The sequence below is a fragment of the Hymenobacter sp. UYCo722 genome, assembly GCF_040547115.1.
Taxonomy (GTDB): domain Bacteria; phylum Bacteroidota; class Bacteroidia; order Cytophagales; family Hymenobacteraceae; genus Hymenobacter.
Genome location: NZ_JBEPPC010000001.1, coordinates 746,066 through 766,948, shown reverse-complemented (window position 1 = coordinate 766,948; position 20,883 = coordinate 746,066). Strand labels below are relative to the sequence as shown.

The 20,883-nt window shown below is 60.8% G+C and carries 18 protein-coding genes and 3 tRNA genes; 9 read left to right on the top strand and 12 right to left on the bottom strand.

Going from position 1 to position 20,883, the window contains the following annotated elements:
• Positions 1-142 precede the first annotated feature (142 nt).
• From ABIB44_RS03375 to ABIB44_RS03365, 3 genes are all read right to left on the bottom strand, one after another.
• Positions 143-1,324 (bottom strand): acetyl-CoA C-acyltransferase, encoded by a 1,182-nt coding sequence (locus tag ABIB44_RS03375; protein ID WP_354583209.1) that lies wholly within the window; start codon positions 1,322-1,324, stop codon positions 143-145.
• A 250-nt stretch (positions 1,325-1,574) separates the two neighbouring features.
• Complete coding sequence (locus ABIB44_RS03370) at positions 1,575-2,579, bottom strand: hypothetical protein (protein ID WP_354583208.1); 1,005 nt, start codon at positions 2,577-2,579, stop codon at positions 1,575-1,577.
• A complete protein-coding gene (locus ABIB44_RS03365) occupies positions 2,576-3,526 on the bottom strand; it encodes a VWA domain-containing protein (RefSeq protein ID WP_354583207.1) in 951 nt (316 codons plus the stop codon). The genes ABIB44_RS03370 and ABIB44_RS03365 overlap by 4 nt, the downstream gene beginning before the upstream one ends.
• Before the next feature lie 226 nt (positions 3,527-3,752).
• On the opposite strand from ABIB44_RS03365, the gene ABIB44_RS03360 reads away from it, so the two are divergent.
• The 6 genes from ABIB44_RS03360 (at position 3,753) to ppk1 (ending at position 9,207) form a co-directional block, all read left to right on the top strand.
• Positions 3,753-3,840: transfer RNA gene (locus tag ABIB44_RS03360), tRNA-Ser, on the top strand.
• 80 nt (positions 3,841-3,920) lie between these two features.
• Positions 3,921-3,994: transfer RNA gene (locus ABIB44_RS03355), tRNA-Pro, on the top strand.
• A 20-nt stretch (positions 3,995-4,014) separates the two neighbouring features.
• Positions 4,015-4,091 (top strand) — tRNA-Arg (locus tag ABIB44_RS03350).
• A gap of 240 nt (positions 4,092-4,331) precedes the next feature.
• Positions 4,332-6,326 (top strand): DNA topoisomerase (ATP-hydrolyzing) subunit B, encoded by a 1,995-nt coding sequence (gyrB, locus tag ABIB44_RS03345; RefSeq protein WP_354583206.1) that lies wholly within the window; start codon positions 4,332-4,334, stop codon positions 6,324-6,326.
• Positions 6,327-6,397: 71 nt separating this feature from the next.
• Positions 6,398-6,781, top strand: coding sequence for a RidA family protein (locus ABIB44_RS03340; RefSeq protein WP_354583205.1), 384 nt, complete (start codon positions 6,398-6,400; stop codon positions 6,779-6,781).
• A gap of 56 nt (positions 6,782-6,837) precedes the next feature.
• Complete coding sequence (gene ppk1, locus ABIB44_RS03335) at positions 6,838-9,207, top strand: polyphosphate kinase 1 (protein WP_354583204.1); 2,370 nt, start codon at positions 6,838-6,840, stop codon at positions 9,205-9,207.
• A 69-nt stretch (positions 9,208-9,276) separates the two neighbouring features.
• On the opposite strand, the gene ABIB44_RS03330 is transcribed toward ppk1, so the two are convergent.
• The 6 genes from ABIB44_RS03330 to ABIB44_RS03305 all read right to left on the bottom strand — a co-directional run bounded on the left by ABIB44_RS03330 (position 9,277) and on the right by ABIB44_RS03305 (position 16,631).
• The gene (locus ABIB44_RS03330) at positions 9,277-10,266 is read right to left on the bottom strand and encodes a Ppx/GppA phosphatase family protein (RefSeq protein WP_354583203.1); all 990 of its coding nucleotides are present in this window, start codon (positions 10,264-10,266) and stop codon (positions 9,277-9,279) included.
• Between the two features lie 126 nt (positions 10,267-10,392).
• Positions 10,393-10,800 (bottom strand): GxxExxY protein, encoded by a 408-nt coding sequence (locus tag ABIB44_RS03325; RefSeq protein WP_354583202.1) that lies wholly within the window; start codon positions 10,798-10,800, stop codon positions 10,393-10,395.
• 144 nt (positions 10,801-10,944) lie between these two features.
• Positions 10,945-14,664 carry a BamA/TamA family outer membrane protein gene (locus ABIB44_RS03320; RefSeq protein ID WP_354583201.1) on the bottom strand — a complete coding sequence of 1,240 codons (3,720 nt, stop codon included), beginning with the start codon at positions 14,662-14,664 and terminating at the stop codon, positions 10,945-10,947.
• 66 nt (positions 14,665-14,730) lie between these two features.
• Positions 14,731-15,288 carry a metal-dependent hydrolase gene (locus ABIB44_RS03315; protein WP_354583200.1) on the bottom strand — a complete coding sequence of 186 codons (558 nt, stop codon included), beginning with the start codon at positions 15,286-15,288 and terminating at the stop codon, positions 14,731-14,733.
• Between the two features lie 68 nt (positions 15,289-15,356).
• A complete protein-coding gene (locus ABIB44_RS03310; protein WP_354583199.1) occupies positions 15,357-16,037 on the bottom strand; it encodes a Sir2 family NAD-dependent protein deacetylase in 681 nt (226 codons plus the stop codon).
• Positions 16,038-16,214: 177 nt separating this feature from the next.
• Positions 16,215-16,631 carry a pyridoxamine 5'-phosphate oxidase family protein gene (locus tag ABIB44_RS03305; RefSeq protein ID WP_354583198.1) on the bottom strand — a complete coding sequence of 139 codons (417 nt, stop codon included), beginning with the start codon at positions 16,629-16,631 and terminating at the stop codon, positions 16,215-16,217.
• 102 nt (positions 16,632-16,733) lie between these two features.
• Here ABIB44_RS03305 and ABIB44_RS03300 point away from each other — a divergent pair, with 102 nt between their 5' ends.
• Positions 16,734-17,045: an AAA family ATPase gene (locus ABIB44_RS03300; RefSeq protein WP_354583197.1), complete on the top strand. Its 312-nt coding sequence runs from the start codon at positions 16,734-16,736 to the stop codon at positions 17,043-17,045.
• A gap of 25 nt (positions 17,046-17,070) precedes the next feature.
• Here the strand turns inward: ABIB44_RS03300 and ABIB44_RS03295 are convergent, their stop codons facing one another.
• Together ABIB44_RS03295 and ABIB44_RS03290 are read right to left on the bottom strand one after the other, a co-directional pair.
• Positions 17,071-17,781 carry a pirin family protein gene (locus ABIB44_RS03295; RefSeq protein WP_354583196.1) on the bottom strand — a complete coding sequence of 237 codons (711 nt, stop codon included), beginning with the start codon at positions 17,779-17,781 and terminating at the stop codon, positions 17,071-17,073.
• 154 nt (positions 17,782-17,935) lie between these two features.
• Positions 17,936-18,652: a pirin family protein gene (locus tag ABIB44_RS03290; protein WP_354583195.1), complete on the bottom strand. Its 717-nt coding sequence runs from the start codon at positions 18,650-18,652 to the stop codon at positions 17,936-17,938.
• A gap of 168 nt (positions 18,653-18,820) precedes the next feature.
• Here ABIB44_RS03290 and ABIB44_RS03285 point away from each other — a divergent pair, with 168 nt between their 5' ends.
• Positions 18,821-19,489, top strand: a complete 669-nt coding sequence (locus ABIB44_RS03285) for an HAD family hydrolase (protein ID WP_354583194.1) — start codon at positions 18,821-18,823, stop codon at positions 19,487-19,489.
• 3 nt (positions 19,490-19,492) lie between these two features.
• Here the strand turns inward: ABIB44_RS03285 and ABIB44_RS03280 are convergent, their stop codons facing one another.
• Complete coding sequence (locus ABIB44_RS03280; RefSeq protein ID WP_354583193.1) at positions 19,493-20,389, bottom strand: DUF4846 domain-containing protein; 897 nt, start codon at positions 20,387-20,389, stop codon at positions 19,493-19,495.
• A gap of 147 nt (positions 20,390-20,536) precedes the next feature.
• Here ABIB44_RS03280 and ABIB44_RS03275 point away from each other — a divergent pair, with 147 nt between their 5' ends.
• The gene (locus ABIB44_RS03275; RefSeq protein ID WP_354583192.1) at positions 20,537-20,872 is read left to right on the top strand and encodes a hypothetical protein; all 336 of its coding nucleotides are present in this window, start codon (positions 20,537-20,539) and stop codon (positions 20,870-20,872) included.
• The last annotated feature ends 11 nt before the right edge of the window (positions 20,873-20,883 follow it).

Here is a 20,883-nt window from a genome sequence, read left to right as displayed (position 1 = left end):
AAAGGCGGTTTCCGTGCAGTCAGGAATGAGTGCTAAAATTCGGGCCAAAAAAAGCCCCGCCGATTTTATCCGGCGGGGCTCGTTCAATTAATTGTAAGTAACGTCATGCTTCGACTGCGCTCACCGTGACGTTCTGGGGTGCCTACAGCGCCTCTACTACAATGGCGCTGGCCCCGCCGCCGCCGTTGCAAATGCCGGTGACGCCGATTTTACCCCCCTCGTTCTTCAGCACGTTCATCAGCGTCGTCACGATGCGCGCACCCGAAGCGCCCAGCGGGTGGCCCAGGCTCACGGCCCCGCCGTACTTGTTCACCTTGCCACCGTCCAGGTTCAACAGCTTGTTGTTGGCCAGGCTCACGACCGAAAAGGCTTCGTTGATTTCGTAAAAATCCACATCGGCGGCCGTTTTGCCAGCATTCTTCAGGGCTTTCGGAATCGCCAGCGAGGGCGAAGTCGTGAACCACTCCGGGGCCTGCTCGGCATCGGCGAAGCCCAGAATGCGGCCGATGGGCGACAGGCCCAGGGCATCGGCTTTCTCGCGGCTCATCAGCAGCACGGCGGCGGCACCGTCGTTCAGGGTCGATGCGTTGGCGGCCGTTACGGTGCCGTCCTTGGTGAAAGCGGGGCGCAGGCCGGGCAGCTTGGCGAAATCCACTTTCAGGTATTCCTCGTCGTCTTCGATAACGGTCGTTTTGCCGCGGTTCTCGATGGTCACGGGCACGATTTCGTCCTTTTTCTTGCCGGCTTTGGCGGCGGCGGCACTGCGGGTGTAGCTCTCCACGGCAAAGGCGTCCTGCTGTTCGCGGGTGAAGCCCATTTCCTTGGCCGTGTTCTCGGCCGCGTTGCCCATGGCGTAGTCGTTGTAGGGGTCCCAGAGGCCGTCGCGCACGAGGCCGTCAATTACTTGTCCGTTGCCGTATTTGGCCCCAAAACGGTTTTTATCGAGGTAATAGGGTACGTTGCTCATGCTTTCCATGCCGCCGGCCAGCACCACGTCCGACTGCCCCAGCATAATGCTCTGGGCGGCCATCATAATGGCTTTCGAGCCCGAGGCGCATACCTTATTCACCGTCGTGCACTCCACGGTATCGGGCAGGCCGGCTTTTTTGGCCGCCTGGCGGGCCGGAGCCTGGCCCAGGTTGGCCGAAATCACGTTGCCCATAATCACCTGGTTCACTTCCGAGCCGGCCACACCGGCTTTGTCGAGCGCGCCCTTCAGGGCAATGGCTCCCAGCTCAGTAGCCGACAGCGAAGCGAGTGAACCGCCAAACGAGCCAATCGGCGTGCGCACGGCCGAGATGATGACAACTTCTTTAATCTGCATAATCAGGAAAATAAAAGGGTGGGGGGTGGGAGGTTGAATACGGCCGCAAAAGTACGGAGAACGCCGTCGTCGGTTGGTGTCTGGCTCATTCGCCATGAACAATAGTGTAATACGTCATGCCAAGCGTAGCCGAAGCATTTCGCGTGCCACCACTAACCTATGGCGTTGGGCCAATGGTTAACTTGTAGCAGGCGTCATGCTTCGGCTATGCTCAGCATGACGTACTCTCTCACCATTAGTCACTTGCTACTCACCACGTCGGCCGTTTCGGGTCGGCCTTCTGCGTGGCCGGTCGGGTGCGCTGCTGCAAATACTGTTGCTCCTGCGCCCGCAGGGCCTCCAGCAGCTGGCGGGCCTGGGCGGGGCTCAGGCTCATGGCCTGCAGGCGCTCGCGCTGGGTTTGCAGCGACAGGTCGGCCGCCGTGGCGTTTTCCGCACCCGGGCGATTGCCGCGATTATTGAGCGAGGCTGTTCCACCACCCGTACCCCGGTCGAGGCCGCGCTGGGTTCCGGAGTTATCCCCGCTGACGGTTGGTTGCGGCGAGCCGGTCCCGGGCGGGCGGCTGCCGGTTGCTGCCCCGGGCAGGGCCGAGGGCTGGCGATTGTCGGGTTGGCCGGCCGCATCCGGGCGCGGGGCCGGGGGCGTGCTGGCGTTGGCGGCCGGCTTGATATCGTTGATTTTACCCTGGCGGTCGGTGCCGGCTTTCTCGGCGGGCTTGTTGGGTTGCGCCCCATTCTTGTCGGGTGCCGCTTTCGGTTTCGACGCCGGCGCGGGGGGGGGAGGCAGGAGCTGTGGCCGGTTGGGTCGCCGGGCCAGGTAGTCGCTCATCAACTCAAAGTCGTAGCGCGCCCCGGCGTTGGTGGGGTCCAGCACAATGGCCTGGCGCAGTAGGGTGGCAGCCTGGGCCAGCTCGCCGCGCCCGGCGGCCAGCACGGCCAACTGCTGCCGCGCCACACTACTCAGCCGTGCCGGGCTACCGGCCAGCAGCTTTCCATAGGTGGCTTGCGCCGCACTCAGCTGCCCGGCCTGCGCCTGCGAGTGGCCCAGGTTCAGCACCAGGCGCGGGTCGGGGGTAGCACGCAGGCTGGCCGTAGCCAACGCATTTGTGAAGTTATGAGCAGCCAACAACGGTTCGCCGCGGCGGTAGGCGGCGGTGGCGTCGGCCACGGCCAGGTTGCGGTCGCGCACCATTGTGAGCAGGCGCAGGCCCGGCACTCCCAACACCAGCACTAGCAGCATCAGGCCGGTTTTCATGGGCGAATAACAGTTACGGTGAGTACCACATCCAGTGCCAGCAGCAGCAGCGCCGCCGCCAGCGGGTAGCGGTAGCGGTTGTCGGCCACGGCTACGGTTCGCACCTGCTCGGCTGGTCCCTGCATGGCCTGCAACGCGCGTAGCAACGGCTCAAAACCGTTGGCTTGGTTATTTAAAGCGAAATACTGGCCGCCGGTCTGGGCCGCCAGTTGCAGCAGCGGGGCCTCGCGCAGTCGCGTCTGGACTGCCTGGCCCCGGCCATCGACAATGAAGCCACCGCTGGCTTTGGGGATTTTGCTGCCCACCGCCGTACCCACGCCCACCGGGTACACCCGCGCCCCGGTGCGAGCCAGCGCCCGCAGGGTGGGTTCGAGGTTTTCACCAAAATCTTCGCCGTCGCTCACAATTACCAGCGCCGTGGCCCGGGGCGGCGTGGCCGCCGCCGGCCGGGCGAGGGCCGGGGCCGCGCTCAGGCGGGCCAGTACCAGCTCCAACGGTGCGCGTAGGGTAGTGGGGCCGGGCGGCAGCAGCCCCGTGCGCAGGGTACCCAGAAAGGTGAGTACAGCCTCTTGGTCATAGGTGAGCGGGCACTGTACCACGGCTTCGGCCCCGAAGGCCACCACGCCCAGCCGGTCGGCCGGAAACTGGGCCACCAGCTCGCGGAGCTCGGCCTGGGTGCGCAGCAGGCGGGAGGGGACCACGTCGGGCGCATCCATCGAGCGCGATACATCGACCAGTAGCCACACGTCTTTGCCGGCGGTGCGCACGGTGCTCTGGCTCACGCCTAGCGACGGGCCCAGGGCCGCCGCCAGCAGCAGCCCGCCCACCAGCACCCGCAGTACCATTTTCCAGCCGCGGTGCCGGGCGCGGGTGCCCAGCAGCCGCGCCAGCCGGCCGCTGCGCCGCCAGTACCAGCCCAGCAGCAACAGGGCTAAGGCCAGCAGCAAGGCGGCGGGTATAAAATCAGGATACGCCCAGTTCAGCAAGTTACGTTTGGCTAGGCCCCAATATTACGGCCTAATGCCCGGCCAGCCCCTGCCGGTGGCGGCGGGAGTACCGAGATGGGCTCGACGACTATTTTCAAATTTCTGAATAAATTTTTCGCAAAAAGTGCGGCCCTTTCACATCGGCCCGTATATTTGCACCCGCTTCGAACGGAAGCGAACAACAGCCGGAGAAGTGGGTGAGTGGCTGAAACCAGTAGTTTGCTAAACTGCCGTAGCTCTAAAGGTTACCGGGGGTTCGAATCCCCCCTTCTCCACTATAATGTTGGGTTGCGAAAGCAGCTTGTTGGGGCTCCAACCGACTAGTCGTTTTTTAAGCTCAACATTATTTTTTCCTCGGGGTGTAGCGTAGCCCGGTATCGCGCCTGGTTTGGGACCAGGAGGTCGTAGGTTCGAATCCTGCCACCCCGACATTTGATTGCCCCGTTTTCGACCCCGTAGCTCAGCTGGATAGAGCAACTTCCTTCTAAGAAGTCGGTCTTTGGTTCGAATCCAAACGGGGCCACCAATGTCCTTACAAAAGCCACCCCAACGGGTGGCTTTTGTTGTTTCCGGCCCCGCCGCTGTACTGCTTTTCCCTGCGGGTTTTGGTTTCGGCCTAAGGCGCTGAAACGCATGGATAAAAATAAAAAAATCCCGGGAAAAAAACCGCAGAAATACGTAAAAATGGGATATATTAAGTACTTTTGAGTGTTCAGTACCTGGCAGCCTATTGCGCTGTTTAATGACCTGATTTAATCCCGCCCTCATGAGCGAAACAACCGCAAAAATTCCCCAGTCGGACTATTCTGCCGACAGCATTCAAGTACTCGAAGGGTTGGAGGCCGTGCGCAAGCGGCCCAGCATGTACATCGGCGACACGGGTTTGAAAGGCCTGCACCACCTGGTGTGGGAAGTGGTCGATAACTCCATCGACGAGGCCCTCGCCGGCCACTGCGACCTGATTAACGTTACCATCAACGAAAATAACTCGGTTACCGTCCGCGACAACGGTCGCGGCATCCCCGTCGACTGGCACGCCAAGGAAGGCAAGTCGGCGCTGGAAGTGGTGCTGACCGTGCTGCACGCCGGCGGCAAGTTCGACAAAGGCTCCTACAAGGTTTCCGGCGGCCTGCACGGCGTGGGTGTGAGCTGCGTGAACGCGCTCAGCACTGACCTGAAGGTAACCGTGCGCCGCAACGGCCACATGTACGAGCAGGAGTATAAAATCGGCTTCCCGCAGTATCCGGTGAAGGAAGTGGGCGATACCCCCGAGCACGGCACCGAGGTGCAGTTCCTGCCCGATGCCAGCATCTTCACCGAAACCGTGTACCAGTACGATAAGGTGGCCGGCCGCCTGCGCGACCTCTCGTACCTGAACAAAGGCATCCGCATCACCCTCACCGACCGCCGCGAAACGGTGGAAGACGGTAGCTTCCGGAGCGACGAGTTTTACTCGACCGGCGGCCTGCGCGACTTCGTGCAGTACCTCGACGGCGAGCAGCGGCCCTCGCTGCTCTCGGAACCCATTTACGTGGAAAGCGAGAAGGGCGGCACACCCGTGGAAGTGGCCCTGCAGTATAATACTTCGTACCAGGAAAACGTCTATTCCTACGTCAATAACATCAACACCATTGAGGGAGGCACGCACGTAGCGGGCTTCCGCTCGGCCGTGACGCGGGTGCTCAAATCGTATGGCGACAAGAACAAGCTGTTCGAAAAAGCCAAAGTAGAAATCACCGGCGACGACTTCCGGGAGGGCCTGACGGCCGTTATCTCGGTGAAGGTGATGGAGCCGCAGTTCGAAGGCCAGACCAAAACCAAGCTTGGCAACTCCGAAGTGAGCGGCGCGGTGAACTCGGTAGTGGGGGAGATTCTGACCCAGTACCTGGATGAAAACCCCAACCAGGCCAACCGCATTATGGAAAAGGTGATTCTGGCCGCCAAGGCCCGCATCGCCGCCCGCAAGGCCAAGGACATGGTGCAGCGCAAGGGCGTGCTCTCGAGCAATAGCCTGCCGGGCAAGCTGGCCGACTGCTCGGAGTCGGACCCCGAAATCTGCGAGCTGTACCTCGTCGAAGGCGACTCGGCTGGGGGCACGGCCAAGCAGGGGCGCAACCGTGCGTTTCAGGCCATTTTGCCGCTGCGCGGTAAAATCCTGAACGTGGAGAAAGCGCAGGAGCACCGCATTCTGGAAAATGAGGAAATCAAGAACATGATTACCGCGCTGGGTGTGGGCTTCAATGAGCGCAAGTCGCTGGCATTTACGACCGACGATACGGGCGTGGAAACCGGCCCGCTGAACTTCGACAAGCTGCGCTACCACAAGGTCATCATCATGACCGACGCCGACATCGACGGCTCGCACATTCGGACCTTGATTCTGACCTTCTTCTTCCGCTACATGCGTGAGCTGGTGGACCGGGGCTATATCTACATCGCCCTGCCACCGCTTTACCTCGTGAAGCGTGGCAAGGAGGAGCGTTACTGCTGGACCGAAGAGGAACGCCAGAAGGCCCAGGAAGACCTCGGTCGCGGCAAGCCCGAAACCGTGAACGTGCAGCGCTACAAGGGCCTGGGCGAAATGAACGCCGAGCAGCTCTGGACCACCACCATGCAGCCCATGACCCGCACCCTGAAGCAGGTAACCGTAGAGTCGGCTGCCGAAGCCGACCACTTGTTCTCGATGCTGATGGGCGACGAAGTGGCCCCGCGCCGCGACTTCATCGAGCGCAACGCCAAGTATGCCAAGCTGGACGTTTAACCGGCCGCTTTCGTAAAAAAGGCCCGCTGCAAAGCGGGCCTTTTCTTTTGCCCATTTTTGAAGCTATTGCAATGCGACAATTAATTTCTTCCGGCGCTCCCTGGGAACCCATCGTCGGTTACTCCCGGGCCGTGCGCGTAGGCAACGTGGTGGAAGTAGCCGGTACTACGGCACAGGATGGCGACGTTGTTACGGGTGAAGCGGATATAAATGCCCAAACCCGGCGCGCCCTCGAGAAAATTGGGGAAGCCCTGATTGCCGCCGGGGCATCGTTTGCCGATGTAGTGCGAACGCGCATCTTCGTGACGGATATCGCGCAGTGGGAAGCCGTGGGGCGGGCGCACGGCGAGGTGTTCGGAGCAATTCGGCCCGTGACTTCGATGGTGGAAGTGCGGGCGCTGATTGACCCGCGATTGTTGGTGGAAATTGAGGCCACGGCCATTATTTCCACGTAATAGGTTATTTACAGGCGGCTGCTAGCGTATTTTGCCCCGCATTCCACTACCCAATTATGAAGCTCTTCAAGTCCTCCGACCTTATCCGTAAAAGCAAGTACATCAGCCGCGATTTGAGTTGGCTGCGGTTTAATTACCGGGTGCTCGACCAGGTGCAGGACGCCAGCCGGGGCCTGTTCGATAAGCTTAAGTTTCTGGCCATCACCAGCTCCAACCTCGACGAATTTTTTATGATTCGCGTGGGCTCGCTGTACAACTACCTCGACTACGGCAAAGAACGCATCGACTACTCGGGCCTGCGCGAGCTGCCGTTTCGGCGCAAACTGCTCGATTTCGCGCACCGTTTCGTGAACGACCAGAGCCTGACTTACCTGAATGAGCTGAAGCCGAACTTCGAGAAGAACGGGTTCAATATTCTGAAGATGAGCGACCTGACCGAGCTCGAAGTGAAGAAGGCCGACGGCTACTTCAAAAACACGGTATTTCCGCTGCTCACGCCGATGGTGTACGATTCGTACCACGGCTTTCCGCTGATGATGAACCAGATGCTCATCTTCGGAGTGGTCACGCGCATCGGCAACGGCTTGGCGGTGGGGCTCGATGGCGAGGCCGAGAAAGGGCAGGAGCGCCTCACCTTCGTGCAGATTCCGCAGAACCTGACCCGGTTCTTTGAGCTCACGCGGAAGGATAAGGTCATTTTTGTGCCCATTGAAGAAGTAGTGCGCGAGTTTTTGCCGCGTCTGTTCCGCAATGTGGAGATTTTGTCGGCCGACTTGTTCCGCATCAGTCGCAACGGGGATTTCACGCTGGAGGAATCAGACGACATCGACAACGATTTCATCAAGGAGATTCAGGTGGGCCTGAAAACGCGCAAGCGCGGCCGCGTGGTGCGCGTAGAAGTGGAGCCCAACGCCTCGCCCGTGCTCATGAACGTGCTGCGCGAGCGGTGGAATATCGATAACGGCAACGTCTTCGTCATCAATTCCCTCATTGACTTGAAAGGGCTGTGGCAGATTGTGCGCCACCCCAGCTTCCGGGGCCGCGGGGCCAAAACGCCGGCCTCGGTGCCGCCACTGAGCCTGCCCGAGGGTGCCGACGAAAACCTATTCGAATACCTGAAGCACCACGATGTGCTGCTGCACCACCCCTACAACAGCATCGAGCCGATGGTGCGGCTGCTGGAGCAGGCCGCCGTGGACCCGCACGTGCTGGGCATCAAGCAGACGATTTATCGTCTGGCCGACGATTCCCGCGTATCGGCGGCGCTGCTGAAGGCGGCCGAGAACGGCAAGCACGTTTCGGTGCTGTTCGAGGTGAAGGCGCGCTTTGATGAGGAGAAGAACATTCGCGAAGGCGCACGGCTGGAAAAAGCCGGCTGCTTCGTGATTTACGGGGTGAGCAAGTACAAGACGCACACCAAGCTGCTCATGATTATCCGCAAGGAGGGGGAGAAGGTGACGCGCTACGTGCACATCGGCTCGGGCAACTACAACGAGCAAACGTCGCGCCTCTACACCGACGTTAGCCTGCTGACAACCAACGACGTGTACGGTCACGACGTGTCCGAATTCTTCAATGTCATCACCGGCCACTCGCAGCCCGACGACTACGAGTACCTCATCACCGCGCCCAAGGACATGCGCCAGCAGCTCATTCACCTCATTCGGGAGGAAGTGAAGCACGCTAAAAAGGGGCACGAGAGCGGCATCGTGATGAAGATGAACTCCTTGGAAGACAAAGAGATTATTGACGAGTTCTACAAGGCCGCGAAAGCGGGCGTGCCCATTCGGTTTATCGTGCGCGGCATCTGCTGCCTGCGGCCGGGGCGGCCGGGCCTGAGCGAAAACATTGAGGTGCGCAGCATTGTGGGCGAGTACCTGGAGCACACGCGCCTGTTCTATTTCCACAATGGCGGCGACGCCAAGGTGTATGCCGGCTCGGCCGATATCATGGTGCGGTCCTTCGACCGGCGCATTGAGGCGCTGTTCCTGATTGTGAACCCGCAGCTCCGGCGCGAGGCCATCAATATTCTGATGATGAACATGATGGACAACCAGAACAGCTACGTGATGCGCGAAGACGGAGCGTATATCCGCCAGCGCCCCGCGCCCGGCGAACCGGTGGTGAACGTGCACAAAGACTTTTTCAAGCGCGACGAAGCGCAGCTGGCTACCGCTTCGCCCGAAGGCCTGCTGGCCCTGCTCGGGGTGCAGGCCCAGCGCCGCGCCGACGTAGCAGCCGCATTGCAGGCGTCGGAAGAGGCGGAAGCGCTCACGGTGCTGGAGTCGATGGAAGCAAAAGCAGCCGAAGCAGCGGATGAGGCCGACGAAACCTTCGGCGAAGGCGAGCACGACGAAGCTTGTGAGGAGGATGCCACGCCCGTGGGGCATATTGATGAGGCGGCCGTGGGTGCGGCAAAGGCTTAGCTGAAAGGGTATGAGGGTGTGAGGCTCGGAATTCAAACGCACACCCTCAACCCCTCACACCCTTTTTCATTACTCCAGCTCGGCCGGCTCGTTTCTCACGTCGGGCACGGGTGGGTGCTCGCTGTGGCCGCCATCAGGGTTCAGCTCGTCGAAAAACTCTTCGAACAGGGCCTGCAGCATCCCATCTTTTAGGCCGATGTCGGGCACGACCATGGTGTTGACGTTGGCCCACTGCATGGCCGAGAGGTAGATGTGGCCGGCGGGGATAATGACGTCGGCGCGGTCGGGGTTGAGCATGGCCACGTTCACGCGTTCGGTCATGCTCAGCCCCGAAAGGCGGTTGAGGGTAGCCTCGATGCTGCGGCGGGTAATGTGCTTATCGGGAGCCGACGAAGTGAGGCTGTATATTTTATTGATGTTGCCGCCAGTGCCAATGGCGCGCGTGACGTGGTACTGCCGGGCATTGTGACGCACCCATTCTTCCATGCGGGCCCAGAGCTCGGCCTGCGCGGCCGTGTTGGCGGTGCCACTTTCTTCCTGCTGCATGCGCCGGATAGAGCCGATTTCGAACGACTGCGCGGCTACCTTGCGGCGGTCGTGGTAAATATTGAATTCGGTGCTGCCGCCCCCCACGTCGATGTGCAGGTAGTGGCGCTTGTCCTCCAAAACGTGCTCGATGACGCGGTTGATGTAGAAGGCTTCGTCCTGCCCGTCAATGACCTTAATTTCCATGCCCAACTCTTGGCGCACGCGGGCGGCAATAGCCGCGCCGTTGGCCGCCGAGCGCATGGCAGAGGTGGCGCACACCAGGTAGTGGGCCACGTCGTGCACTTCCATCAGCAGGCGCAGGGAGTGCAGGAACTTGATGAACTTTTCCTCCTTGACGGGCGAAATCTCGCCGGTGGCAAATACGTCTTCGCCCAGACGCATGGGAAAGCGCACGTACTCCACGCGCTTCAGCCGGTAGCGACCCTCGTAATACAGCACGGCTGATATCTGACAACGAACGGCGTTGGACCCGATATCAATGGCGGCGAGCTTACGAAGAGGGAAATTCATACCGCAGATGGTAAAGATTTTAGGATGAAGTAAGATGATGACTGCCGGGTTGGCGTGGCCAAACGCGGTAATGTGTTAGGATTGCGTAAGTGTTGGCGGCACAAGGTTGTGGTCTGGGCCGGGCGCTTATTGGCTGTTGGGGAACAACTGTACTGATTTGGTGCTTATCAAACGCCGAAACTGTAAGCTCGGAGCGCCAAAATTGATGAGTAAGCCCGTACCGATGCCGAAAGCCTCTAAGTAGTTTAGTCCTTGCGCTAAATGCACTTTTTCTAATAAAGCAACGGCTTTCAATTCGACCAAAATTAAGCCCTGCACGAAGAAATCGACGCGGCGCAGGCCAATCTGCTGGCCATCGTAGAAAATAGGCATCTCTACCTCCCGTGCGAACTGAAGTTTTTGCTTCCCCAATTCGATAGCTAGCGCTAGCTGATAAATGACTTCGGCAAATCCGTTTCCTAGCACATTATGCACCTGCATGGCACTGCCGATGATAAGACCGGTTAGCTCCTTATGCTTGTAAAATGCTTCCATAACCACGGATTAGGTGAGATTTAAGATGAAGTAAGTTGCAGGAGTCGACAACGGTTCGAGGCACTTGACTACAAAGTAGCGTGGCGAATCTCACATCACCCTTAGCATCTTACTCAATCCTGAAATCTCACCCAATCTGCGGTCCTATTTATCCAGCCGAAAGCCGAGGCCAAACTGAATGAGCGAACTTTCCACCGATTTCTGGTACGACACGGCGAAGGCCAGCGTTTCGACCACCGGAGCGATGTAGAAGCCCGCGCCGTAGCCCGAGTGCCAGCCACCGGGCGAGGCACCCTGGTAGTACACCCGGCCCTGGTCGTAGAAGCCGAATACGCCGTAGTAGAAGGGCAGAAAGCCATTTTTGACCTGGCCGAGGGCAAGGCGTAATTCGGTGTTGTAATACAGGCTGGCATCGCCGCTGAAGCGGTTGCGGTAGTAGCCGCGCAGGCCTTCGTTCTGGCCCAGGCCGGCGAATTTGTAGAACGGAATGTCGTTATCAGGGCCGTAGTTTTTGGCCCCACCGCCTTTGAGCACCAGCGTGACGGGCAGGCCGATTTTGGCGGTGCCGTAGTACTCGGCGAAGCCTTGGGTAAGGCCAAAGCTGCTTTTGGTGCTCGTGAGCTGGCGGTAGGAGTCGTGCTGCACGCGGATGCGCACGCCGCGCTGGGCGAAGCTGGGGCGGTTGCGCAGGTCGAGGTCGAATACACCGTTCAAGCCCAACAGCCGCTGGTTGCTGGTATTGGGGCGCACATCGGCGGGGCGGGTGTTGATGGTGCCGAGGTAGGTGTTGCCGCCAAAGTCGCTGGTGTAGTTTTCAAACGCGGGGCCGACCCGGATGACGCTGCGCTGAAAGTAGGTGCGCTCCAGAAAAGCATTGACGGTGTAGCCCTGGTAGCGGGCGTTGTAGAATTTGTTGTCGTAGAGCGTCTGGTCGAAGCCGGTGTTATTGCCTAGCCCGAAGAAGCGGTAGAAGGGGAAGTAGTTGCCGTAGCTGGCCGTAGCGCCCACGTCGACCTTGCCAATGGCGTAGCGGTGCCGGGTGCTGGCCGTGAACTGGAACAGGCCGTTGAGGCTGCCCTGGACATCAAACGAGTACATGTTTTTGAAGCCCGGCTTGCGGAAGCCCTGCCGCAGAAATGTGATGCCCGCGCTGGCTCCGAAGCCGTCGTTGGCGTTGTAAAACAGGCCGATGCTGGGCTTGTAGGAGTTGAACTCGAACTGCTCGCGGTCGTACTCATTCACGCCGGGGCGGGGGCTGGTGCGGTTGTCCGACTCCGGGCCGAGCTGGAGGTCGGTGCCGGGCAAGTCGTAGATTTTGGTGCGGGCGCGCAGGCCGGTGGCCGTCGAGTTATCGGCAATTTTATCCTTGCTATCGCCGCCAATTAGGCGCACCAGAATGCTGTGCTTGCCGCCCTCGCCGGTGACGGTGAAAATATCCTTCCCACCGAGACCATAAAGGCATACTTCCTCGGTTTCGCGGGGCTTGAAGGTGCGGTCGAACAGGGCCGTGCCCTGGGGGGCTTCGGTGTCGCCGGCCCGGTCAAACATTTGAACGCGTACCTGCCCGTCGGGCATCCGGTTTACCTGGAAGACCTCGCCTTTGTTCGAGCCTACCACGTCGACGCGACGGGCCAGCAGCAGGTAATACGCGTCGATGGCCTTGGGCAGGGTCTGAATCCGGGCTTTTAGCTTGCGGTTGATGTCCTGACCCGACTTATCCTGAATTTCGGCCGGGAGCTGGGCCGTGGCCCCGTCGATAACGGACGGGGTAATTTTAGTTTGCAGGTACCGGGCCGTCTCCTGCCACTGCTCGCGGCTGAGGGATTGCAGCAGGAAGCGGTCGAGGTGGCGGGCGGGCCAGTTCAGGCTTTTCATGTCCTGAAACTCGGCGTTGAAGCCTTCGATGCTGGGCACGGCCCACTCGCGGTTGGCGAGGTAGGTGAGTAGGCCGTTCCAGAGGGTGAAACTCTGGTCGCGGTCGCGCGGGATGGGGCGGTAAAGTGTGCCACCATTTTTCTGCTTGTACCCGGCCCACTTCCAGTTATCCTCGTGCTTGCCGAAGTCGGCCACCAGCATGTCGAAGGCGCGGGCGCGGGCCAGGGCGGGGGCGTCCACCTTGTTGTCGTGGTCTTTGTAAAGCTTACGAAACAGCCCGAAGCTGCGCGTTACGTCGTCGGAGCCGCCAAAGCCGGGCAGGTTGGGCTTGGGGTCCTTCGGCGAGTCTTCGAGGGTGCCGAGCAGGCCCGCGTAGTCGGCGCGGTAGGGGCCAAGCTGCTGGTTGTCGGGCAGGCGGAACAGGCGCGGGCGGGCGTGCAGAATGTCCGTCTGGTCCAGCATATAGCTGATGGGCAGGTTGGAATAGGGGTTAGCCGTGGCCGTCACGTCCCGCAGAATATCGGAGGCGATGGAGTTGCGCAGCTCGGGCGGCAGAATCTTGGTTACGTCCTTGTCCACGGAGCGGAAAACGTACTCCGAGCTGTCGGCCGCGATGAACTTGAGGGAAGTCGTTTGGCGGCCGCCACCCTTGCCGGTGGGGCGCAGGCCGCCTTTCTCGGTGTTTAAATCCAGCGTTTTCACCGTGATGGGTTGCAGCCACGACGAGCGGTAGACCTCACCAATAAAGAAGTTTTTGCTGCCGGTGGGCTTGTATTCCGGCCCAGGTACCACGACGGTAGTGGCCTGAAAGGGCGCATCGGGCCGGGCTTCGGCGACGGTTTTGGTCGTGCCGGGACAAGTGGTAAGGAAAGGATTTGCAGGCGTTTTCTGGTCGCCGCCCTCAGCGCAGGCCGAGCGGAACAGGGTGGCGGTGTAGGCGTCTTTGGCCACCTGGGCTTTATCATCGAAGGTGAAGACGTGCGTTTTCACGGTGCCATCGGCGAAGTATTCCAGGGTGGTGTATCCCTCCTCGCTCTTACTGTAGAGCGACTGGCCTTTGGCCCCCACATGCTCGCTCTCGGCGAAGCTGCCGCTCACGAGGTGGTAGTTGCCCTGGAAAGGAGTGATTTGCAGGCTGAAGTCGTGCGCGGCGGCATAAATCACGCCGGGGTTGCTTTGCAGCGTATTCAGCAGCTCCTTCCGCAACTCCTGATAGCGCGGGTTGGCCAGGTCGCGGGGGGTGCCCACGTTCTGGCGATAGGCGGCGTAAATGGTGCCTAGCACGGGCGGGCTGAGGTGGCGCGCGAGCGGCTCGTGGCCCCCGTATACGCCATTGCTTACCACGGGGTGGTGGCCCAGCAGCAGCACGTTCTTGTTCTTGGTTTCGTCAATCAGGTCCTGAAACTGCTCGCGAAACTCCTCTTTGGTGAGGGTCTTGCAGTCAGTATCGGGCGCTTCGGGGCGGTCGAAGGGGTGCGTGAACCACGGCGTATTAATGGCCACCAGGCGCACCAGCGGGGCCACGTCTACCACCTCAGGGCCGGGGCAGCCGTTGGTGGGCACGAAGGCATTCTGGCCGGGTAGCTGCTGCTCGATGTATTTTTCGAGGCGGCGCACGGCCTTGAGGCCGGCGGGACCGGAGTTGGCCCAGTCCTTATCGCCGGGCAGGAAGTAGATTTTGCCCTTCGGCAGCCCCTTCACCAACGCAATCAGCTCATCGGCGCGGGTGCGGGTAGCTTGCGCCAGCGTGGTGTCGCCCTTGCCGGCCAGCCCGGTATTGCCCACGATGTCGCCAAGATGCACGACGGTAAAGGGGCCGGTTTGCTGCTCCAGCGTAGCGCGTAGCAGCTTGAGACGATTGGCCGGCAAAATAGTTTGGGCAGTGTTGCCCAGCAGAAAAACAGTGTGAGCCGGAGGGGCAATTTGAGCGGAAAGCGTACCAGTGGTAAGTCCGAGCGCGGCCAGCGCAGAGAGAAAGAGTAGGCGCATAAAGAATGAATATGCCTTGGAATACGCAGAACGCGGGATAAAGTACGCACTCCGGCCGCCGCGAGACTACTTATTTGCCGAGCCAAGCCGCTGGTGTTGCCGCCACCGCTGCCCCAGCAACAGGAGCATCAGGCAGGGCAGGCCCACCCAGACCGCTTCGCTAGCCAGCACCCGCAAGCCCTTGGCCCCCAGGAAGGCCCGAATGCTCAGCGGAGACACCTTAATGGGCCGAAAGGGAAAGAAATACCGTTCCGGGTGCCAGGGACTAAAAAATGCCACGCCCAGCCCGCCGGTCGTCAGGGCGTCGAGCAGGCCGTGCGAGGCGGTGGCCAGGAAAAGCAGCAGCGCCAGCCGTGCGGCGGCGGGCCGCCGGGCCGGGTGGGCTACCTGGCCCAGCAGCGTGCCCACGGCCGCCACCACGGCGGCCGCCAGCAGCGAGTGCGTGAGGCCCCGGTGGCCCCAGAGGCTGGCGTAGGGCACACCCAGGCGGTAGCCGACGGAGTCCACATCGGGCAGAGCGGCACAAAGGGCGGCCGCCACCCAGTAGGGCCAGTGCCGAGGGTGGGGAAGAAGCAGTTTGCCGAGGGTGGCACCCAGGGCAGCATGAGCGAAGGCGGAAGCCATTTTTTGATAAGGAATGGAGAATTTGCAAATGTGCTAGAAATGCAGCATTCCTCATTGAGCCGAAGGCATTAAGCTAGCTCCCGCAGCACCTTGGGTACGCCGGTGCTGGCGGCCTCGGCCACGTAGCGCACGCCGCGGCGGCCAGCTTCGGGCTGGTGCGGGTCGATGACGAAAACGGGGCAGGCAGCGGGGGCGTAGTGCAGCAGGCCCGCGGCCGGGTAAACTTGCAGCGAGGTGCCCACGATGAGTAAGGCATCCGCGGTGCTCACCGTTTCGGCGGCTTCTTCGATGGCGGGTACCAGCTCGCCGAACCACACGATGTGAGGGCGCAGCTGCTGGCCGTCGGGGGCGAGGTCGCCGAGGTGAATATCGCCGGGGCAGTCATAGGCGATGGTGTCGTCGGCCACCGAGCGCATCTGGTTCAGCATGCCGTGCAGGTGCAGCACGTCGGCCGAGCCGGCACGCTCGTGCAGGTCGTCCACGTTCTGAGTGATGATGCTGACGCGCCAGCCGGGCTGCTCTTCAAAGCCGGCCAGCGCCAGGTGGGCGGCGTTGGGTTGCACGGTGCGGGCCTGGGCGCGGCGCTGGTTGTAGAAATCGAGTACCAAAGCGGGGTCGCGGGCAAAGCCTTCGGGCGAGGCTACGTCCTCGACGCGGTGGTCTTCCCAGAGGCCGTTGGTATCGCGGAAGGTGCGGATGCCGGACTCGGCCGAGACGCCGGCCCCGGTGAGGACAACGAGGTGTTTCATGGGTTTTAAGGTAGGAGGGGTGAGGGTAAAAGTCACCAGCACGTCATGGCGAGCGTAGCCGAGGCATCTCGCTTGCAATAGTAAACCAATTACCAGAAAAGGGTTACTTCGGCACGCGAGATGCCTCGGCTGCGCTCGGCATGACGTGCTGTTAGCAATGCTGTAGCTGCTCCGCGACTACATCGTTATCTCGCCGTCTTCTTCGCCGTGCCAGAACTTGATGCGCTGAGCCTGCACGCGGATGAGCACGATGCCGGGCGTATCAATGCCGTCCTTAAACCAGCGTTTGAGTTCGGGCAGCCAGTGCTTTTCGAGGGTGGCGCGCTGCCGGATGAGGGTGGCGGTGCCCACCACGGAGACGTAGAGCCAATCGGGGCCGGAAAAGCCGAGGCTGACGTGCGGATTCTCGGTGATGTCGCTCACGGTACGGGAGCCTTCGTAAGTGAAGTAGTAGGAGTTGCCGTCGTATTCCACATCGCCGTTGTTGCTCATGGGGCGGGTGCTGAGTTTCCCGCGGCTGGTGTGCGTGGTGAGCAGTGCGATGTCGAGCTTCGCCATTTTGGCGGCGACGGCTCTAAGAGTGGTTTCGGCCATGAGATTTCGGGGATGGGGAAGATGTGAGCGCGGAATACGCGGCGCTTGCTTCTCTGGTTCCAGCAGCAGAAAATCTGCACGGTAAGGCCAAACTTTGCCGCTATGGCCAAAAAAACAGTTCCGGCACCGGGAGCCTCCGCGCCGGCCAACCGCCCGCCCTACATGCTCATCGGGGAGATTCGGGTGCAGGGATATAAGTCGTTGGTGGATGCCACGCTGCACGTGCGGCCGCTGACGCTGCTGGCGGGCACCAATAGCTCGGGGAAATCCAGCATCATGTACCCGCTGCTAGTGATAAAGCAGGCGATGGAAGCGCCGTATCAGCCGGCCGGGGCGCTGGTGCTGGATGGGGCGCACGTGCAGGCGCTGACATGGCAAAAGACCTTGTCAGATATGCTCTTTATAGCAGCGTAGGGACGCGAACTAAAAGTTCGCGCTGCTAATGGTTAATCGGGCACTCAATTAGCAAGAACCGCGCACCCGCCACGGCTTCGATGCTGACACTGTCCGTTTCCCAGATGCCGAGGCTGTCGCGAGTGCCTACTTCTTGGCCGGCCACCGTCACGCTGCCGCTGATGACGAACAGAAACAGCAGCTTATTCAGCGGCCGAAAGGTGTAGTCTACCGTTTGGGCTTCGGGATAGTAGCCGAGGGAGAGCTTGGCATTCTGATTAATCCAGCAGTGGGCTGCGCCTTCCTCGTTGCTCACGATGGTCGTGAGCTGGTTGGCGCGCTTATCCTCCGGAAACTGGCGGCGCTGGTAGCGCGGGCCCACGTTCTGCAGCTTGGGCTCAATCCATATTTGCAGGAAGTTCACGTCGGTGTCGCCCACGTTGTGCTCCTCGTGGCGCAGGCCGCTGCCCGCGCTCATGATTTGCACCCAGTCTTGGTGCACCACTTCGGTGTAACCCAGGGTATCCTTGTGGTTCATGCTGCCGGCCAGCATCACCGAAATGATTTCCATGTTGGCGTGGCCGTGGATACCGAAACCGCCGCCCGGCTGCACCACGTCGTCGTTGAACACGCGGAGCAGGCCGAAACCCGTGCGCTCAGGGTCGGGGTAGGGGCCGAAGCTGAGCGAGAGATGGCTCTTCAGCCAGCCAATGTCTTTGAGGCCGCGGTCGGCGGCGCGGGTGAGGCGGGTTTTCATGGAGTAGCGGTGGTGGGGTAGGGTTGTAAGTTTACGAATGTCATGGCGAGCGCAGCCGAGACATCTCGCGTGTGGTAGTAACTCAATCGGTGCAATGACGTGCGCGAGATGCCTCGATTACGCTCGGCATCACGTTCCTTTATTTTTCAACCAATCAGAATTCCATCGGTACTTCCATCAGCAGCAGCTCAGCGTTGCTGTCGGCGCTGATGGCCAGCTTATCGGTTTCCCAGAGGCCGAATCCGTCGCGGCGGTGCAGGGCCTGGCCGTTGATGGTGACGTCGCCTTCCAGCACAAAAGCGTAGACGCCGTTGCCGGCTTTTTTGATGGCGTAATCGGTCGTGAAGCCCGCATCGAGGTTGCCAAGATGAAACCAGGCATCCTGCTGAATATGCGGGTTGCTGCCATCGCCGGCGGGCGATACCACTTGCAGCAGCCGATTGTGGCGGGCCTCCGGGGCGAAGGTTTCCTGGCCGTAGTTGGGCTTGATGCCGTGCTGGTTCGGGAAGACCCAGATTTGCAGAAATTTCACTTCCTGCTTGCTGTTGTGGTTTTTCTCGGAGTGGGCCACGCCGGTGCCGGCGCTCATCACCTGCACGTCGTGCTGGCGAATGACGGTTTTGTTGCCCATCGAATCCTGATGCTCCAGGTCGCCGGCCAGCGGAATGGAGATAATCTCCATGTTGTCGTGCGGGTGCTTGCCGAAACCCATACCCCCCGATACGGTATCGTCGTTCAGCACGCGCAGCGCGCCGAAGTGCACGCGCTCAGGGTCGTTGTACCCGGCGAAGCTGAACGTGTGGAAGGAATTGAGCCAGCCGTGATTGGCGTGGCCGCGGGTGTTGGCGAGGTGCAGAACGGTGCGGGCCATGATGGGAGCAGTGACTAATTGGATTGTGGACACAAGTGTAGGTACATTTAATGTCTATACATCATTAAGCTGATAAAAGTTTTCCTGCTCCCGTTATTTGGGTTGAGGGCAATTTTGCCGTCTGCCACCCGGTACCTTTGCCACCAGCATACTTCCGCTTCCGCCCACATGATTCGTACTGTCATCTTCGATATGGACGGCGTCATTATCGACACCGAGCCCCTGCACCACCACGCTTTTTTTGCGCTGTTTGCCGAGCTGGGGATTGCGGTTTCGCCCGCTGATTACGCCAGTTTTCTGGGCAAGTCGACGCGCAACGTGTTCCAGCTGCTCAAGCAGCAACACCACCTGCCGCAGCACGTGGAAGCGCTGGTGCTGCGCAAGCGCGAGTTATTTAATCAGGCCTTCGACGAAGATGCCGGCCTCGACCTGCTGCCCGGCGTGCGCGCGCTCATCGAGGACCTGCGGCGGCACGGTGTGCAACTCGTGGTAGCTTCGTCGGCTTCCAAAGCCACCATTGCGCGGGTGTTCGACCGCTTCGGGCTGGACCCGTATTTCACCCACCGAGTCAGCGGCGAGGACTTTACCGAATCGAAGCCCAACCCGGCCATCTTCCTGCGCGCCGCCGAGCTGGCCAACACACTCGTCGGCGAGTGCATCGTTATCGAAGACGCGGCTAACGGTGTGGCGGCGGCCAAAGCGGCGGGCATCTATTGCATTGCCTATGTCAGCCCGCATTCTCAAGGCCAGAACCTGCACCAGGCCGACCGCATTATCCAGGATTTCAACGAGCTGAACGCGGCCGGCATCGCAGCCATCGAGCCGGTTCGGAACTAGCGGCTACTCAAACCGCTTCAGCTCCTCGCGGGCAAACGTCCACTCCGGCGTGTCAAATTCGGCTTCGGCCGGCCCCGGCACCGCAAACCAGGCCCCCAGTTTGGGCGCTTCGGTATTGCGCAGTACATGCACGCTCTGGGCCGGCATGTAGCTCTGGGCCAGCAGCAGGTACTTCTGGTGCGACAGCGGGTTTTCGGCCACGTCCACGACCAGCACCGCGTGCCCGGGCGCGCCGCCGTGGATGAGCACGTCGCCGGGCTGCACCGCCGCCAACGGCACCAGCCGCAGCTCCCGGCTCAGCGACAGCGTGCCCGCGTAACCGAACGCGGGCACCAGGTAGCGGGCCAGCGCCGCGTGAGTGGGCGCTTCGGCCGGCCGGGTCGCGGGCCGCACTTCCTCGCCCACCACCCGAAACGTACGGCCGGCCACAAAATCCGAAAACCAGAAATCGTAGCCCGTGGTGAGGTGGAAATGCACCTTATTGGGGTCGAGGCTGAATACATACTCGGCCCGCAGGCGAATCACGGCATCGGCGCACTGCTGCAAGTCCTGGGGCGGCACGTCGATGTCGACCACGGCGGCTACTACGTCCTGCCGGTCCTTGAGTTGGCCGTTGTAGAGGCGGGCTCTGGTGCCGGCTGGGCGTAGCGGCAGCCCGCGCAGCCATTCGCCCCAGCTGCCGGCCGCTACCGCCACCCGGCGGCTGCCGGGCGGGGGGGCAAAGCGGGCGGCCAGTGTTTGCGCGGGCCCCGGCGGCTGGCGCTGCCAGGGATAGTGTAAGTTGTGAGGCTGTACCTGCGCGGGCGGGCGGGCCGCCGTGGGCAGCGCGGCCGAAACGGCAAAAAAAGCCATCAATAGCCGGCTGACACTCAGCCCCCACAAACAGAAAAGAACAAGCATATTTGACGGTAAATAAAAGGGTGAATTTTCTCCCTCCATTTCGCTCTAACGCTGCCTGGCTACAATTATTGACCGGGTTATTTCGTTGGTCACCCGCCAGTAGCCAATTTCACCAACTCTTCAAACTGTATCGCTCAATTCGACACCATGAAAAAGCTTTTCCTGCTGCTTGCGTGTCTGCTGGCGCTGCTGGCTACTCCGGTTAAGGCTTCGGCCGGCGACCCGGACATCGTGCTCGTGCGCGTTTATGAAAATTACACCTCGGTATCCATGTCCATCACCCGTGGGCCGGGCAAATCCGAGTACCTGGAATTCATCAATGGAATCAGTGAGAAAAGGCTCCCAGCATCCGGCGAAGGCTATTATAAAGCGCTGTTTAAGCTTTATCAGGAAGGCTACTCACTGCAGAGCACCTTTACCACCCAGATTAGTACGGGTAGCTCACTTACCACGCTCGTCTTAGTCAAATCAGCGAAGCTCTGACGGAGGTCGGC